Genomic DNA, 14,605 nt, shown 5'->3' on the forward strand with positions numbered 1-14,605 from the left:
GATAACGTCCTATTATGTTAATTGAAAATAGCAAAAAAATAAATTGAGAGCATCCCTCACCGCTAAGTGAAGGATGCTCTAGTTTTATTAGAATATAGTTTTCATTTTAATAGATAATGGTTAATAATTGTCTGTAAATCATTATTAAGTACCGTTGTTATAGAGTCATCATCCATAAAATCATCATAGATTTTATCCAATATTTCCTCATCTTTAATTGCTGCGAAATGATGTACTAGTCCTTTTACAATTGAAATATAATTTTGCGATGCTAAGCAATTAGCAACCGTTCGCCAGTCTGAGTGTGTGGTTTCATGGTTCATAGATAATCCTCCTTTTATTTCAATGTCCATTTTTGACGTGCTTTAGGGTTAAGTGGATGCATGATTTCGTTCGTTACTGGATTAATGAGCTTTTTGACTTTCTTTTTATGAGGTTTTAACATTTCCATCACTTGCGCTACACGTTCGACTACAACAGGGCGCTTCGCATAGGCACCATAGGCTAAAATCACTGTGTCACTTTCACTAATTGCTTTCATTAAATGTATGTCCGTGTGTTTATCGTAAGGTTCTTTATCTTTGAGGTGCTTTATACTCATAGGTGTTTTAATATTAGAGAAAAGATTAACGAGATAAACAGCGCCATATTGCTCAGAATTAGCTAATTGATTGAGGATGAGAACCGTAGTAAGATCGAGTGATAATACACCATCCAAATGAGGATACATCGTTATCACAGTACAAGCCGGTTTCTTGTCATCCCATGTCTTTTTGAGTAAGTAGCGATGTTGTTCATCATCGCTAAAAATCGCTTCTGTGTGTATCGTACTTTTAATTGTATTCATATATCATCACTTCCTTTAGTATTCTTCTGGTAAAAGCATCACATAATAAAAAACGTCTACATCATCTTCTCGGATGACGTAGACTTTCTTAGGTAATGCATTTTGATTTTTTACATAGTTTGTATAGTGATATTCCAATTTGTATGCAGGTTGTTCTTGTTCATGTGTGATTGAGAGTATATTCTCATCTTCTTGCAGTTTAAAAATGTGTAGGTAATCTGTCTGAGGTTGATTGTCCCGTTCTTTTACCATGTTCCAAAGTAAGATTTGAAGGTCTAGAGATAAGTGTTCACTAATGCCTCTTGTGATATATCGATTGATTTGCATACTATTTTCCTCCATTTTGCTTTTCTTTCATGATGTCAATCACTTCGTTAATGACTATAACAGATATTTGTGCCACTTTGATCCAATTATTCATGGTCTTTTCCTCCTTTTTGTAATAGATGACGTTCATCAATAATTATATTTTTAGTATCTGTGAGGTATAGAAAGTCCATATCAAAGTGATCCAGATAACCAATGCTGATGAGTTGGTTGTTGGCGTACATTAGAAATGGATAGATACTTAGCTCATGTAGCTCATCATTATAGTAGGTATAAGTTTCAAGTGTAAGATGTGCAAGTGGAGAATTATTAATAAAACGTTCCGGTAGAATATTTTCTGCTGCTTCCTCCAGTGCTTCACATTCCCACGTTTCATTGTTAGATAGTTGGAATAGATGAGTTATATATTGTTTGAGTTCTTGAGTGGTTGTTTTCATATCATTGCCTCCTAGATAGTGTGATAGTGATGTATTTCATATACATCACTGAGATAATATATATTTGATTTGTCATTTATTACGGATCCCGTTGACAATATGAGAAAATTCCATATAAAAACCCGCTACAAACGTTGGTGTAACAAGGAAATCCCGGAATCCCACTCATTTTGACGAACAATCAACTCATTATTTATACGTATTAATGATAGGGTGAGGTCTCTGCTTCCTTATATATATTATTTATTTATAAAAAATAACGGGATTTTGGGATTGTGCTTGCACAATCCTTCTGCTTCTTTGAATCTGCAAATCCCAGTCATTTCCCGATAAAAATCATCATGGGATGTTCTTTAGCAATTTCAATATAAGCTTCGTGTAGTAGTAGATAGATGATGTCAATTCGCTATCTCATTAGATAAGTGTTATTGAAATTGATAAAGAGAATTCTTAAGCATAGTTAGAAATACTACAGAAAGAAAAAACGAAGTGCTTGAGGGCACTTCGTTAATATTACAATTGGTATTATTAATCTTCTTCACTAGAGTCGATATCATCATCTGAATATACAGGTTTAGGACTACCTATATCTCCGCTTTTATTTTTTATTATTTTAGTTAACATCTATACTAATTTTCACATAAAATTGGTATGCCATAGAATTTAAATAAGAAAATGTATAAGTATATGGAGAAATAGTTAGAAAAAATACTTGAGGAAAAATAAAATGAAGTGCTAAAAAACACTTCGTAGAGAATACAGTGATTTAATTGTTCATAGAATAACGTTTGAATATCTCTGGAGTATGTTTCCAATTGCACATATAGTTTCGCATTAATAATACCAAGCTTGCTTCTTATTGTAGTGATTGGTGCTAAGGCGGGTGTTAAAAAGATATCGACAACAACCAGTGGTTCTGTCACACCTATGCACATTCAACGAATACTAGATCTGGTTGATGCGCTAAATATAATTCGTGTAGTTGTTGAAATACGTCAGACTTTATAGCGCAACAAATGCAGCCTTCAACAATTTCACTTATAGGGATAGCCGGATGAATGAGTTGACTATCGATGCCCATTTTTCCGAATTCATATATAATGAATTCGGTTTTTAGGTTATGATCCAAGACCTCTGTAATCAGATGATTTAATGTCGTTGTCTTGCCGCTACCTAAGAAATCCCCAACAATAATAGTCTCCTAACTATGAATGAGATGTGCGATTTTATTCACGATTTTAAATAACTATTATGATAAAAGAAATAAAGGTAAGTTTTCAAAGCGTAATTACTACTATTTAAAAAATATATCAAACATATAATCATTTTCAAAATAAAATGAATAGATAAAGATAAATTAAACCTATTACTGTTGTCAGAGTTTTGCGATTTTAAAAATTAGCATTGACAATTACACCATTTAATGTAAATAATAAAACGTAACGATTTTGATTTAGGAGATGTGTACATGTTTAAGAAGAGTATTATTTTATTATTCGTGACTGTTTTAACGTTATCACTTGCAGCATGTGGCAAAGGCGATAGTGAAAAGTCATCTGATCATAAAGGTAAATTAGAAGTTAAGACGACAGTTTATCCATTAAAATCATTTGCACAACAAATCGGTGGTAAATATGTTGATGTTGAATCAGTTTATCCAAACGGAGTAGACCCACATACATATGACCCAAGTCAAAAACAAATGGTTGATATCGGCAAATCAGATTTATTCGTATACACAGGTGACAATTTAGACCCTGTAGCTAAGAAGATTGCCAAAGCAATTAACGACAAAGATAAAACATTATCTTTAGAAGCATCATTAGACAAAAATAGTGACTTATTAAAAGGTGAAGAACACGAACATGAGCATGAACATGGTGAAGAACATGATCATGGCGAAGACCATGAACATCATCATCATGGTAAATATGACCCACATATTTGGTTAGATCCTGTCATTAGCCAAAAATTTGCTAAAGAAATTAAAGATGAATTAGTTAAGAAAGATAGTGAACATAAAGATTACTATGAAGATAACTATAAAAAATTAGTTAAAGACTTAAAAGGCATCGATAAAGATATGAAACAAGCAGTTAAAGGTAATGAAGGTAAAACAGTTTATATCTCACATGATTCTATCGGTTACTTAGTAGATAGATACAATTTCAAACAAGAAGGTATTCAAAATATGAATGCTGAAGAACCTAGCCAAAAAGATTTAACAAACATTGTTAAACAAATTAAAGAAGATAAAGTAAAATATATCTTAGCTGAAGAAAATGTATCGAACAAAGTTGCAGAGACAGTGAGAAAAGAAACAAATGCAGAAACAATCAAATTCTACAATATGGGCTCACATACGAAACAACAAGATGACGACAAAAATACGTATCAATCATTTATGAAAGAGAACGTTAAAGCAATTGAAAAAGCCCTTAAAAATGAATAATATGATTTAAAATACAAGGTGACAGACCTTCGTGGATAGATCTCATGACAAGTATCATGAGGTCTTTTTTTAATAAACTAAAAAATTTCTTTTGACAGAAGAAAATATCTCTGATACTTTAAAGTATAATGACTATTCTTTTTTTAAATGAGTGGTAAGTGGTAATGATGTCGAAGAAGAAAAAAGATTTGTTAGAAGTTGCTGAGCGATATACATCAAATGGTACACATCGCCTGATATTAAAAGATGATAGTGTTATAATAGCGAATAAAGACTTTATTACCTTGATTAACACAGCAGGTTTAGAACAGTATATTACTAAGGCGCCTGAAATTGTGAAAAGTATAGAAGCTTGTAAACTGTATGACTCACGTAATTTCAAAGATAATGTAGAAGGCAAACTTAAAAAAATGATATACTGACTATTAAAGACATTATTTATACTGAGAACCCAACATCAAAATTAGTAACACAAGAAGGGCTATTCTTAACAGTAAATAAAGATTTTATTGAGATAATCAAATAATACGATAATAAATTATTTATGTCCTAGGCTCTAGTAGTTCTAAGGATGGACTACGAATGATGTTGTATGACGCCTGAGGAAGTAGGATAAGTTTTGAGATGGCGGTTCGACCCAGCTTACCCGTAGCAAACATCACAATAGAATGAGTAAATGTTCATCTAAGAATTTCTTTAGACCGCTGCCTTAGGATTTAGATTTTAACTAAGGATATAAAAAATAATAAGCTAGTAAATGAATTCCTAAAAATTCATTTACTAGCTATTTTAATAGAAAGATGATAATAGTATATTAATTTAATTTCTTAATTGCGTTGTTTTAATTAAGTCTATTCCATGCTTCCATGGATTGTTTCGATATTGTGTTTCATCATTTTATAATATGAATCACCTTTAGAGCCTTTTTCTCCGATTGAATCTGTAAAGACTTCTCCGTAAATGCGCTTACCAGTTTCCTCAGATAAGCTATTCATAGATTTTTTATCTACACTTGTTTCAACTAATAAATGTTTGATGTGATTGTCTTTAACAAACTTGATAGCTTGTTTCATTTGTGACGGTGTACCTTGTTTCTCAGTATTGATTTCCCAAATATAGCCTGGCTTGATATCAAAGGCTTTTGAGAAGTATTTGAAGGCACCTTCACTTGTAATCATAGCACGTTCTTGTTTTGGAATATCATTGAATTTATCTTTACTGTTTTTGTTTAACTTTTCAAGTTCAGCAAGATAAGCATCACCTTGTTTGTGATAGTCTGCTTTATGTGAGGCATCTGCTTTCACAAGTTGTTCTTGAATATTCTTAACGTATTGAATACCATTATCCAAACTTAACCATGCATGTGGATCAATCTTGTCCTTATTACCTGTTTCACCATTTAAATAGATAGGCTTAACGCCTTTAGACACCGCGAATACTGACTTATCATCTGTAGATTTGCCTGCTTGTTCTAAAGCTTTTTCAAACCAACCGTTACCAGATTCTAAATTGAAACCATTGTAGAAGATAACATCTGCATCAGTAAGTTGTTTAATATCTTTCGGTTTCACTTCGTATTCATGCGGGTCTTGTCCTACAGGTACGATACTATGAACGTCTACCTTGTCACCACCGATTTGTTTGACCATGTCATAAATAATGGAATTGGTTGTGACAACCTTCAATTTGTCATGATTTTTAGAATGTTGTTCACCAGAATTTGAACTACATGCTGCTAGAACTAGAATCAATGCAATAAGTAATGGAATAAATTTTTTCATGTTGTTTGTACACCTCTAAATTTTGTTTTTATTTTTGAAAAGAGAAGGGTCAAGATATATATACTAAATGTTGCAATGACAATCGTTGCCCCACTTGGAAGATTGTAAATAAAGCTAAAGTACAATCCGACAATCGAACTTACTACGCCAATCAAACTTGCTACAATCATCATTGAATAAAGATTCTTTGTGATTAAAAAGGCGGTCGATGCCGGTGTAACAAGTAATGCGACGACTAGGATAATGCCAACAGTTTGAATACTAGCAACGGTGACTAAGGCGAGTAAGAGCATTACAAAATAATGAATGACTGTAGTATTCAACCCACTTACGCGACTGAATGTTGGATCAAACGTTGAAATCATTAATGGTCGATACAATATGACAATCAGTAACATCACGATGGCACCAATAATAAGGGTTGTCCAAAATGTTTGTCGGGTAATCGCGAGCAAGTTACCAAATAAAATATGATGTAAATCTGTCGTGCTGTTTATCAGACTGATAATGATGACACCCGTTGCGAGAAATGCAGTGAAACTGATGCCAATCGCTGCATCTGGCTTTGTTTTACTATTGTTAGAAATGTATCCAATTAATAAACTTGCAATCATGCCAGTGACTAATGCGCCGATGAACATCGGAATATTGAATAAGAATGACAACGCCACACCAGGTAAAACGGCATGACTCATCGCATCTCCCATCAACGATAATCCACGAAGGATGATTAAACTTCCGACAGTCCCACAAACTACGCCCACTATAATAGATGTAATTAAAGCGCGATTTAAGAACTGATAATCAAATAAATGTTGAATGAAATCAGTCATTTGCTATGTCACTCCCTTCATTAAAAGTAGAAGTCACATTAAATAAAAATGTGTGATTGAGATATTGGGGTTGCATTGCTTGATGACTAGGACCGAAGAATCTAATTGTACGATTCAGCAAAAGAATACGGTCGAAATAGTCTTCTGCTTTAGATAAATCATGGTGCACAATAAGAATAAGCTTACCTTGCGCTTTTAATTGGCGAAGTTTCTCCATAATAAGTTGCTCACTATTAAAATCGATGCCTACAAACGGTTCGTCTAATAAATAAACTGTACTATCAGACATTAATGCTCTTGCTACAAGAACACGTTGCAATTGACCGCCACTGAGCTCGGAAATTTGTTTGTATTGCAACGCTTCTAAATCTAAGTCTCTTAATAGTTTTTGGAATTTTGTTTTAGACGCATGATCGACACGTTTGAACCAACCAATAGTTTGATAGCAGCCAGATAAAATGACTTTCTCAACATTGATTGGGAAGTCTAAATCTAATTGCGCTTTTTGAGGAATGTATGTAATGTATTGCAATTGTTTATGTATGGATTTGCCATATAAATACATCTCGCCACTAGCGTTAAACGTTCCGATCAAGCTTTTTAGCAATGAAGACTTACCCGCACCGTTGGGCCCCATGATGCCAATAATTTCCCCTGATATTGAAATCTTTAAAGAAATATCTTTCAGTACATGTTTATGATTTAAATACAAATTCATGTTGTTAATTTCTATCAACAAACTACCTCCTAAATAAAAGTTTAGGTTAACCTAATTTATTTTATAATAGCTTCCGAAAATAGAGCGTGTCAAGTCGAGGTAGTCAATAAAAGTGTGGAAATAGTATCAATTCATTTCGGTAAATAAGTTCTAGAGTGAGCGTTAATCATTGATATAGCTACATTTGATTATCATTAGTTTGATTGACAATTAAAAATTTAAATATAAAATATAAAACGTAATAATTACGATTTATAAAAAGAAAGGTATGATTTTATGGGCAAGATACCTGTAACGGTATTGAGTGGTTATCTTGGATCAGGTAAGACAACATTACTTAACCACATTTTAAATAATCATGAAGGCCGTCGAATTGCGGTTATTGTGAATGATATGAGTGAGGTAAATATTGATAAAGACTTAGTTGCTGATGGGGGCGGGTTATCTCGAACAGATGAAAAATTAGTCGAATTATCTAATGGTTGTATTTGCTGTACGTTAAGAGACGATTTATTGCAAGAAGTTGAGCGTCTAGTAGAAAAAGGAAATATTGATTATATTGTGATTGAATCTACAGGGATATCTGAACCGGTACCTGTTGCACAAACCTTCTCTTACATTGACGACGCATTAGGTATTGATTTAACTTCTATTTGTCGACTAGATACGTTGGTAACTGTTGTACATTTCCTCTTTTATTAAAATTCGAGTGTAATTTACTAATGTTCTTAAATCATTGAATCCTTTAAAGTAATAAATATAAAAATCTTTAAACACTTGATGTAAAGGATAGTAAGAGGGTCTCTTTTTGAAATGAAATATTAAATTATGATTATAATTATCAAGAAAATCTTCATCTAAAAGCTCCTCTAAACTATAAGTAGCACTATTTATTAAAATAATTAAATGCTTAGGTATTACATTTGAGAGTAGCTCAACTACTTTAGAAAAATCTTTATTGAGTAGTTCTTTAGAGTTATTAGAAGTAAGTAATGTGTCAATAAATGTTTCTGATAAAGTATGATTGAGTGATGCTTTAGAATTGTCATACTTAGATAAAAGCGTTTTATTGTGATTTAATAATTGCCAATACGTGTTAGAAGGTAATAACCTATTGACCATACAATTGGTTATTATTAGTAAAGTATCATTAAATGTATAAAATGCTTTAGTAAAGTCATTATCTTGTTCTTTAGCAACATGCTTCATTAAATTATCAATATCCTTATCCAGGTCTTTCTTAGTAGGCATTTCTATTGATGAGGTTGAGCTAATATAACTTTTCATCGTCGCATAATAGCTTATTTGAATATCTTTTCGTTTAAGCTTAGTATCGCTATAGAAATGACCATTTGGATTGAATTCACTAGTATCAGCTAAATATTTAGTTAATTTGCTTAATCGAATATTTTCATATTGGCTGTAAGTTTTTGCGTTTTTCTTATTAGATTGGGGGAGTTGTTTTAATCTTGCAACAACAGATTCAATATTATTTACAATAGGAGTTAAATGAAATCGATGGTTTAAAAATTCCTTTGATCCACCAAAAGTAATGGCTATCTTTATATTTTTTATTTCTTTATCACTTAAATTAATTAAGTTATCTTGTAGTAAGCAATATTCTAAGTAACGAGTAACGCTTTCTTTATCAATAAAATATGATACGATTTCTTCTTTTACCTGTTCGAATTGTTCATCTAGCATTTCTTGATCGTAATTATATTTCAAAAATTGATATAAAGCGTCGAATAATCGGTTAAGTATTAAGACAGAACCAGCGTGTGCGCCATATTGATTGATAACATGTTTGAAATCATCTTTTATTTCAATGCTTATTTTATTAGTGATAAATGGCTCACTTAGCATTTGGTTTGAGCTAATGAATACTTCTTCGTTAAATTCTAAATTTTCAGAATCTATATTAAGTAATTGAACTATTGCTTTAACTAGCTGCTTTTCATCTTTATTAACTTTAAACATTCTTAAATTCCTTTCTATTTTTCTCTAAATATACAATAAACTATAAATAAATAGATAAGAAAAATGACTAATCCTGGAGATAAATCAAAAAGTATAAAATAATTAATAATAAAAAAGCGTCCCAATTATATTGAGACGCTTAAAGTTTATATAGTTTTAAATGATTCAATGGCGGTTTTGATTTCATCTCTAACACGTTGGAATTCTGACCAAGGTTTGCCTGCTGGATCATCAAATCCCCAATGTTCTTTTTTTACATTCGGCGGCAATATAGGACAATTATTGTCAGCATCACTACATAAAATTACTACTAAATCGGATTGGTTTAGTATATTTTTGTCAATTAAATTAGAAGTATGATTTGATATATCAATTCCAACTTCTTTCATAGCTTCGATTGCTTTTGGATTTACACCGTGTGCCTCAATACCGCCAGAATATACTTGCCATTCATCTCCTAAGATTTTTTTACCCCAGCCTTCAGCCATTTGGCTACGGCATGAATTACCTGTACATATAAAATAAATTATTTTCTTTGTCATCATTGACACCTCTTTTTTAAAATATAATAAGTGTAACGTATAAACCAACTAATGTGATAAAAAGAACAGGAATCGTGATAACAATACCCGTTTTAAAATATGTGCCCCACGAAATTTTTACTCCCTTTTGTGTTAAAACGTGTAGCCATAGTAGTGTTGCTAAGGAGCCGATAGGTGTGATTTTAGGTCCTAAATCTGCGCCGATGATATTGGCATAAATCATGCCTTCTTTAATTAAATCGGTAGTTGCAGATTGTCCAATAGCAATGGCATCAATTAATACGGTAGGCATATTATTCATAATGGCTGAAAGGAATGCGGATATGAAGCCCATACCTATCACACTACTAAACAACCCATAGTTTGATATGCTTGATAGAATATTAGCTAATAATGCAGTAATACCCACGTTTTTCAGACCAAATACAACTAAATACATTCCTATAGAAAAGAGCACAATATTCCAAGGTGCACCTTTGATCACTTGTTTCGTATTTACAACGCTTGATTGATAGGCCAATACAGTAAATATAAACGCAATTGAACAAGCAATTATCGATACTGGAATTTGAATAAATTCACTAACTATATAACCAATGAGTAAGATTGATAAAACAATCCATGAAAACTTGAATAATTTTGGATCTTTAATGGCTTGATCAGGTGTTTTAAGGTTTTTAATTTCAAAATGCTTAGGAATAACTTTTCTGAAATATAGCCATAATACAACAATACTTGCAATTAAAGAGAATAGATTGGGAATCATCATGCGACTTCCATATTCAATAAATCCAATATGGAAGTAGTCAGCAGAAACGATATTAACCAAATTACTTACAATTAATGGAAGAGACGTAGTATCTGCAATGAATCCACTTGCAATGATAAAAGGAAAAATGACTTTTTGATTAAACCCTAAATTTCTTACCATAGCGAGCACGATTGGAGTGAGAATTAATGCAGCTCCATCGTTCGCAAAGAAAGCTGCTACAATAGCGCCTAACAACATAATGTAGACAAACATCTTAAACCCATGACCATTTGAAGCTCTGACCATATGTATAGCTGCCCATTCGAAAAATCCAATTTCATCTAAAATTAATGAAATGAGTATAACAGCGACAAAGGTTAATGTCGCATTCCAAACAATCCCTGTAACTTCTAATACGTCTGAAAAGCTAACGACACCTGTAATGATAGCAATAACAGCACCGATTAAAGCTGTAACTCCAATATCCAAACCTTTAGGTTGCCATATGATAAAAATCAACGTTAATATAAAAATAGTGATTGCTAATATCGTCATTGTTAACACTCACCTTTCTCTACTGTTTCACATATACATGGGACAGTACAGGAACTCAATAGAGTGAGTCGTGATGTAACGTTATCCAATACGTCATGATTCAATTTGTATAAAATTTTATTACCATCTTTTCTGGATGTAATTAAATTATTGTCTTTTAATACTTTCATATGATGACTTAATGTGGGTTGAGAAAAAGAAAAATGCTCTAATAAATCACAAGCGCATAATTCACCACAAGATAACAAATCTAATATTTCAAGACGGCTACTATCAGCCATCACTTTCAAGTATTGCGATATTTCACTATAATTCAATTTTTTCTCCCTTTCTACTTGAAATCTTTTATTTCGTTAATAATTTTTATTGTCACTTGATAAATTATATACTTGCTTAACTCCTAAATTATTAACTGGTTTAAAGTAGACTCTAGGTCTCATTATAATCAATAACATTAATATTCTGATATTCGATAAGGTATAACAAAGTAATTATCAAAACTTTCATTTTTAATTTTGTTTATCCAAAATGATTCATCTTCTTTTTTGTTACTAAAAAGGTCATCACGTTGATTTAGCGTAACTAACGATTGATTAACCACCCACCAATTATGGCCTATATTAGCTCTATTTAAATCTTCTACTAAACGTTTAGATTCTAAATAAGGTGTTTTTTCTGCTAGTGTTACGATTATCATCTGTGTTAAATTTTTATTTTGAATTTTAGGTAATAATGTTTCAACATTACTGGTAGTTTGAGTTGATTTTTTCTTTAATTCTCTATGATGATTTTCACTAGAATCAAGTAACAGCAAGGTATGGCCTGTAGGAGCTGTATCTACAATGACGTAATCCATGTCGTCTTGATTCTCCATAATGTCACTAAAGGCTTTGAAAAATGCTATTTCTTCTGTACAAGGTGATTTTAAATCTTCCATAATATAATCAATATCGTCTTGTGGTGTATCATCATTCACTGTGGCTAGTACTTCTTTTTTATACTTTTCTAATGCTTGTTCTTCATCAATATAAGCAGTATTTAAATTACTTGTAGTTTCAACATTAATTTCTTTAGTAGGGTCAGTAGTTGCTAAAAGAACACGATATCCTTTATTAGATAACGTTGTAGCTAATTGCGTTGCTACTGTCGTTTTACCAACGCCACCTTTTCCCATTGTAAATAAATATTGAACTTTACTATTTTCAATTTCATCGATTAATTTATTGAATTGCGGATGATCTTCAACAATAAAGTCATCATTTTCAATTAAGTTATCATCATTTAATAGATTAGTTAAACTTTCTATACCTTCTTCTTTCTGATTTTTATATGGAACGTAATAAGCATGATTGTTATTTAACCATTCAGTAAAATGATTAATGTTTTTATCTTGTTCTGATTTCATCTGACTCGAAATTAAACCGTGACTTTCTTCTATATAGTTGTTAATGATTACTTTGAATTTAGAAATTGACAGTTGTTGTAATTCTTGTTGCGCTCTTTGAATTTCATATATAGAAGAGTGAGTAGGTCTCGCAACTAACATCATGGTCGTATCATCTTGGTTACGTAGTTTTTCAAGTGTTGAATTATATTTAACTCTATTTTCATTTAAACCTGATAATTGACCTAAGCAAGAAGCGTCATTACTCGTTGTATTTAAATAATCTGTCCATGCAGAAGGTAATTCAAGCATTCTCAAGGTGTGACCTGTGGGAGCTGTATCAAATATAATGAAATCAAATTCTTGTTCTAAAGTTTTATCGGATAAAAAATTTGTAAATTCATTAAATGCTGCTACTTCAACTGTACATGAACCACTTAACTGTTCTTTCATTTCAGAAAGCACATCTTCTGGTAGAATACCCTCATAAGGTTCTATAGATTGTGCTTTATAATCGTCTGCAGCAACAATCGGGTCAAAATTGGCTATAGAGAGATTAGGTATAGGTTGATATTTAGTTAATTTATTAGATAATTCCATTTGAAATACATCTTGTAAATTACTAGCTGGATCAGTACTTACTAAAGCTACTTTCTTTCCATTCTCTGCTAAGTTTAAAGCAATAAAACTTGATATCGTTGTTTTGCCTACGCCACCTTTACCAGTAAAAAACAAATATTTTGTTAACTCAATGTTATCTAAATTCAATTTATTTAAGTATTTAACAGCATCCATCTCCACCACAGCATCCTCCATTTCTCATTTGATTAACTGTAATGATTTCATCAGCTTCTTCTTGGGTAATATAAGCGCCCGTTTTAGCTATACCGCCTTCTATAAAAGTGATGGGTAAAACTTCATCACCTTTTTCTTGAATTAAACGAATAACTTCTTGATTTTTAATGAATTCATTCGGATTATTATTCATATTATAACGTTGAACTTCTATTTGATTTTGTTTTAAATATTCATTGATTTGGTTCGCTTTTATTAGTGTTTCATCCGGTTCTGGACCACATACCCCAGTAGAACAGCACATAGCTTCTTCGTATATTTCAATATTTAACATTATACTCACCTCATTAATTAATTTACGATTATAGACTAACATCTATATAGATGGGTGTCTATGTTTTTATTTGAGTTTTAAAAATTTTACTAAATTTAATTCTTAATAATACAATTTATAAAAAAATTATTTTAGTATTTCTGTGAGCAATACCTAAGTTTATGTAAAAATTATAGTTTTTTTCTTGCGATAATATGGATATTGATTTACATTTAATACATCAAAAAAAATTGATGTATTAAATGATATAAAACTACGTTGACAATAAGGAGGCGTGCTTGATTGCGAGTAAACCATGCAAGTACTTTAACTGTTGGTTATTTTGTAAGTTATTTAAATCTTGTTATGCTATCAAGAGAAATCAATTTAAAAGAAGCTACAATATATATGGAAAAGGAGTTTTTTAAAGGGAACATTAATCAGTATGGCGAATCAACAAAAAATAACTATAAACAAGCAATTCAAGAATTGAAATAAAGATAATATAAACTCAATGAAATATTATAAAAAGGATGGTCTTTTATGGAAGTTATTAAAGCAAAGACTGATATGAGTGAAGATCAACAATTTGACTTTTATGAAAATATGTTTAATGCACTTGCCGATAAAATCAGATTAAAAATACTAAATCAAATTAGCCAAAGCTTCAATAAATCATTATGTGTATGTGATTTAGAAGAGTTATTAGATATAAAACAATCTAAACTTTCTTATCATTTAAAAAAATTAGTAGATGCAAATGTTCTTATTGCTGAAAAGCATGGCACATGGAATTATTATAAAATTAATGAGCAGCAAATACAGGTTGTTTTAAATGAAGATACTTGTTGTAAGATACTTTAAGTATCTTTTTTAATGTAGTATTAATC

The 14,605-nt window shown here is 31.3% G+C and carries 17 protein-coding genes and 2 pseudogenes; 5 read left to right on the forward strand and 14 right to left on the reverse strand.

The annotated features are described in order from the left end of the window. Positions 1-101: 101 nt before the first annotated feature. The 5 genes and pseudogenes from LIX58_RS04420 to LIX58_RS12595 all read right to left on the reverse strand — a co-directional run. Positions 102-323: a hypothetical protein gene (locus LIX58_RS04420; RefSeq protein ID WP_070508389.1), complete on the reverse strand. Its 222-nt coding sequence runs from the start codon at positions 321-323 to the stop codon at positions 102-104. A 14-nt stretch (positions 324-337) separates the two neighbouring features. Then, the gene (locus LIX58_RS04425) at positions 338-847 is read right to left on the reverse strand and encodes a DUF1643 domain-containing protein (RefSeq protein ID WP_154838454.1); all 510 of its coding nucleotides are present in this window, start codon (positions 845-847) and stop codon (positions 338-340) included. A gap of 15 nt (positions 848-862) precedes the next feature. Further along, the gene (locus LIX58_RS04430; RefSeq protein WP_053018072.1) at positions 863-1,174 is read right to left on the reverse strand and encodes a DUF960 family protein; all 312 of its coding nucleotides are present in this window, start codon (positions 1,172-1,174) and stop codon (positions 863-865) included. A gap of 86 nt (positions 1,175-1,260) precedes the next feature. Continuing rightward, positions 1,261-1,611 carry an SAUGI family uracil-DNA glycosylase inhibitor gene (locus LIX58_RS04435; protein ID WP_226386122.1) on the reverse strand — a complete coding sequence of 117 codons (351 nt, stop codon included), beginning with the start codon at positions 1,609-1,611 and terminating at the stop codon, positions 1,261-1,263. A 758-nt stretch (positions 1,612-2,369) separates the two neighbouring features. After that, positions 2,370-2,806 (reverse strand): annotated as a pseudogene (locus tag LIX58_RS12595) (GTP-binding protein); the annotation flags it as partial. 273 nt (positions 2,807-3,079) lie between these two features. Between LIX58_RS12595 and LIX58_RS04445 the strand changes: the two are divergent. Further along, positions 3,080-4,063, forward strand: a complete 984-nt coding sequence (locus LIX58_RS04445; RefSeq protein WP_154836906.1) for a metal ABC transporter solute-binding protein, Zn/Mn family — start codon at positions 3,080-3,082, stop codon at positions 4,061-4,063. A 167-nt stretch (positions 4,064-4,230) separates the two neighbouring features. Beyond that, positions 4,231-4,485: a hypothetical protein gene (locus tag LIX58_RS04450; RefSeq protein WP_070673380.1), complete on the forward strand. Its 255-nt coding sequence runs from the start codon at positions 4,231-4,233 to the stop codon at positions 4,483-4,485. 429 nt (positions 4,486-4,914) lie between these two features. Here the strand turns inward: LIX58_RS04450 and mntC are convergent, their stop codons facing one another. From mntC to LIX58_RS04470, 3 genes are read right to left on the reverse strand one after another with little or no spacing between them, the layout of a single operon-like run. Further along, positions 4,915-5,844: a manganese ABC transporter substrate-binding lipoprotein MntC gene (gene mntC, locus LIX58_RS04460; RefSeq protein WP_154836908.1), complete on the reverse strand. Its 930-nt coding sequence runs from the start codon at positions 5,842-5,844 to the stop codon at positions 4,915-4,917. After that, positions 5,841-6,677, reverse strand: coding sequence for a metal ABC transporter permease (locus LIX58_RS04465; RefSeq protein ID WP_226386123.1), 837 nt, complete (start codon positions 6,675-6,677; stop codon positions 5,841-5,843). Before LIX58_RS04465 ends, mntC begins: the two co-directional genes overlap by 4 nt. Further along, the gene (locus tag LIX58_RS04470) at positions 6,670-7,413 is read right to left on the reverse strand and encodes a metal ABC transporter ATP-binding protein (RefSeq protein ID WP_154836910.1); all 744 of its coding nucleotides are present in this window, start codon (positions 7,411-7,413) and stop codon (positions 6,670-6,672) included. Before LIX58_RS04470 ends, LIX58_RS04465 begins: the two co-directional genes overlap by 8 nt. A 258-nt stretch (positions 7,414-7,671) precedes the next feature. On the opposite strand from LIX58_RS04470, the pseudogene LIX58_RS04475 reads away from it, so the two are divergent. Then, positions 7,672-8,079: pseudogene (locus tag LIX58_RS04475) on the forward strand (GTP-binding protein); the annotation flags it as partial. On the opposite strand, the gene LIX58_RS04480 reads toward LIX58_RS04475, so the two are convergent. From LIX58_RS04480 to arsD, 6 genes are all read right to left on the reverse strand, one after another. Then, positions 8,056-9,375, reverse strand: a complete 1,320-nt coding sequence (locus LIX58_RS04480; RefSeq protein ID WP_226386124.1) for a hypothetical protein — start codon at positions 9,373-9,375, stop codon at positions 8,056-8,058. The pseudogene LIX58_RS04475 and the gene LIX58_RS04480 sit on opposite strands and share 24 nt — an antisense overlap. Before the next feature lie 146 nt (positions 9,376-9,521). Further along, positions 9,522-9,917, reverse strand: coding sequence for an arsenate reductase (thioredoxin) (gene arsC / locus LIX58_RS04485; protein ID WP_226386125.1), 396 nt, complete (start codon positions 9,915-9,917; stop codon positions 9,522-9,524). A gap of 16 nt (positions 9,918-9,933) precedes the next feature. Continuing rightward, positions 9,934-11,223: an arsenite efflux transporter membrane subunit ArsB gene (gene arsB / locus LIX58_RS04490; RefSeq protein WP_154836914.1), complete on the reverse strand. Its 1,290-nt coding sequence runs from the start codon at positions 11,221-11,223 to the stop codon at positions 9,934-9,936. A 2-nt stretch (positions 11,224-11,225) separates the two neighbouring features. Then, on the reverse strand, positions 11,226-11,540 hold the full coding sequence (locus tag LIX58_RS04495; protein ID WP_039984126.1) for an ArsR/SmtB family transcription factor: 315 nt from the start codon (positions 11,538-11,540) through the stop codon (positions 11,226-11,228). A 137-nt stretch (positions 11,541-11,677) separates the two neighbouring features. Continuing rightward, complete coding sequence (gene arsA / locus LIX58_RS04500) at positions 11,678-13,402, reverse strand: arsenical pump-driving ATPase (RefSeq protein ID WP_186805185.1); 1,725 nt, start codon at positions 13,400-13,402, stop codon at positions 11,678-11,680. Continuing rightward, entirely contained in the window at positions 13,389-13,736 is a 348-nt protein-coding gene (arsD, locus tag LIX58_RS04505) for an arsenite efflux transporter metallochaperone ArsD (protein ID WP_002449502.1), read from the reverse strand. Before arsD ends, arsA begins: the two co-directional genes overlap by 14 nt. A 282-nt stretch (positions 13,737-14,018) precedes the next feature. Here arsD and LIX58_RS04510 point away from each other — a divergent pair, with 282 nt between their 5' ends. Both LIX58_RS04510 and LIX58_RS04515 read left to right on the forward strand, forming a co-directional pair. Continuing rightward, positions 14,019-14,213, forward strand: a complete 195-nt coding sequence (locus LIX58_RS04510) for a hypothetical protein (protein ID WP_002441924.1) — start codon at positions 14,019-14,021, stop codon at positions 14,211-14,213. A 45-nt stretch (positions 14,214-14,258) separates the two neighbouring features. Beyond that, positions 14,259-14,579 carry an ArsR/SmtB family transcription factor gene (locus LIX58_RS04515; RefSeq protein ID WP_002449352.1) on the forward strand — a complete coding sequence of 107 codons (321 nt, stop codon included), beginning with the start codon at positions 14,259-14,261 and terminating at the stop codon, positions 14,577-14,579. Positions 14,580-14,605 lie beyond the last annotated feature (26 nt).

Source organism: Staphylococcus sp. Marseille-Q1834, from assembly GCF_916858875.1.
In the GTDB taxonomy this organism is placed as follows: Bacteria; Bacillota; Bacilli; order Staphylococcales; family Staphylococcaceae; genus Staphylococcus; species Staphylococcus pragensis.

Coding starts and splice junctions, on each gene's coding strand:
- LIX58_RS04515 (WP_002449352.1), top strand. CDS start 14,259: ATGGAAGTTATTAAAGCAAAGACTGATATGAGTGAAGATCAACAATTT.
- LIX58_RS04420 (WP_070508389.1), bottom strand. CDS start 323: ATGAACCATGAAACCACACACTCAGACTGGCGAACGGTTGCTAATTGC.
- arsA (WP_186805185.1), bottom strand. CDS start 13,402: ATGGATGCTGTTAAATACTTAAATAAATTGAATTTAGATAACATTGAG.
- LIX58_RS04435 (WP_226386122.1), bottom strand. CDS start 1,611: ATGAAAACAACCACTCAAGAACTCAAACAATATATAACTCATCTATTC.
- LIX58_RS04445 (WP_154836906.1), top strand. CDS start 3,080: ATGTTTAAGAAGAGTATTATTTTATTATTCGTGACTGTTTTAACGTTA.
- LIX58_RS04480 (WP_226386124.1), bottom strand. CDS start 9,375: ATGTTTAAAGTTAATAAAGATGAAAAGCAGCTAGTTAAAGCAATAGTT.
- arsB (WP_154836914.1), bottom strand. CDS start 11,223: ATGACGATATTAGCAATCACTATTTTTATATTAACGTTGATTTTTATC.
- mntC (WP_154836908.1), bottom strand. CDS start 5,844: ATGAAAAAATTTATTCCATTACTTATTGCATTGATTCTAGTTCTAGCA.
- LIX58_RS04450 (WP_070673380.1), top strand. CDS start 4,231: ATGTCGAAGAAGAAAAAAGATTTGTTAGAAGTTGCTGAGCGATATACA.
- arsC (WP_226386125.1), bottom strand. CDS start 9,917: ATGACAAAGAAAATAATTTATTTTATATGTACAGGTAATTCATGCCGT.
- LIX58_RS04465 (WP_226386123.1), bottom strand. CDS start 6,677: ATGACTGATTTCATTCAACATTTATTTGATTATCAGTTCTTAAATCGC.
- arsD (WP_002449502.1), bottom strand. CDS start 13,736: ATGTTAAATATTGAAATATACGAAGAAGCTATGTGCTGTTCTACTGGG.
- LIX58_RS04425 (WP_154838454.1), bottom strand. CDS start 847: ATGAATACAATTAAAAGTACGATACACACAGAAGCGATTTTTAGCGAT.
- LIX58_RS04430 (WP_053018072.1), bottom strand. CDS start 1,174: ATGCAAATCAATCGATATATCACAAGAGGCATTAGTGAACACTTATCT.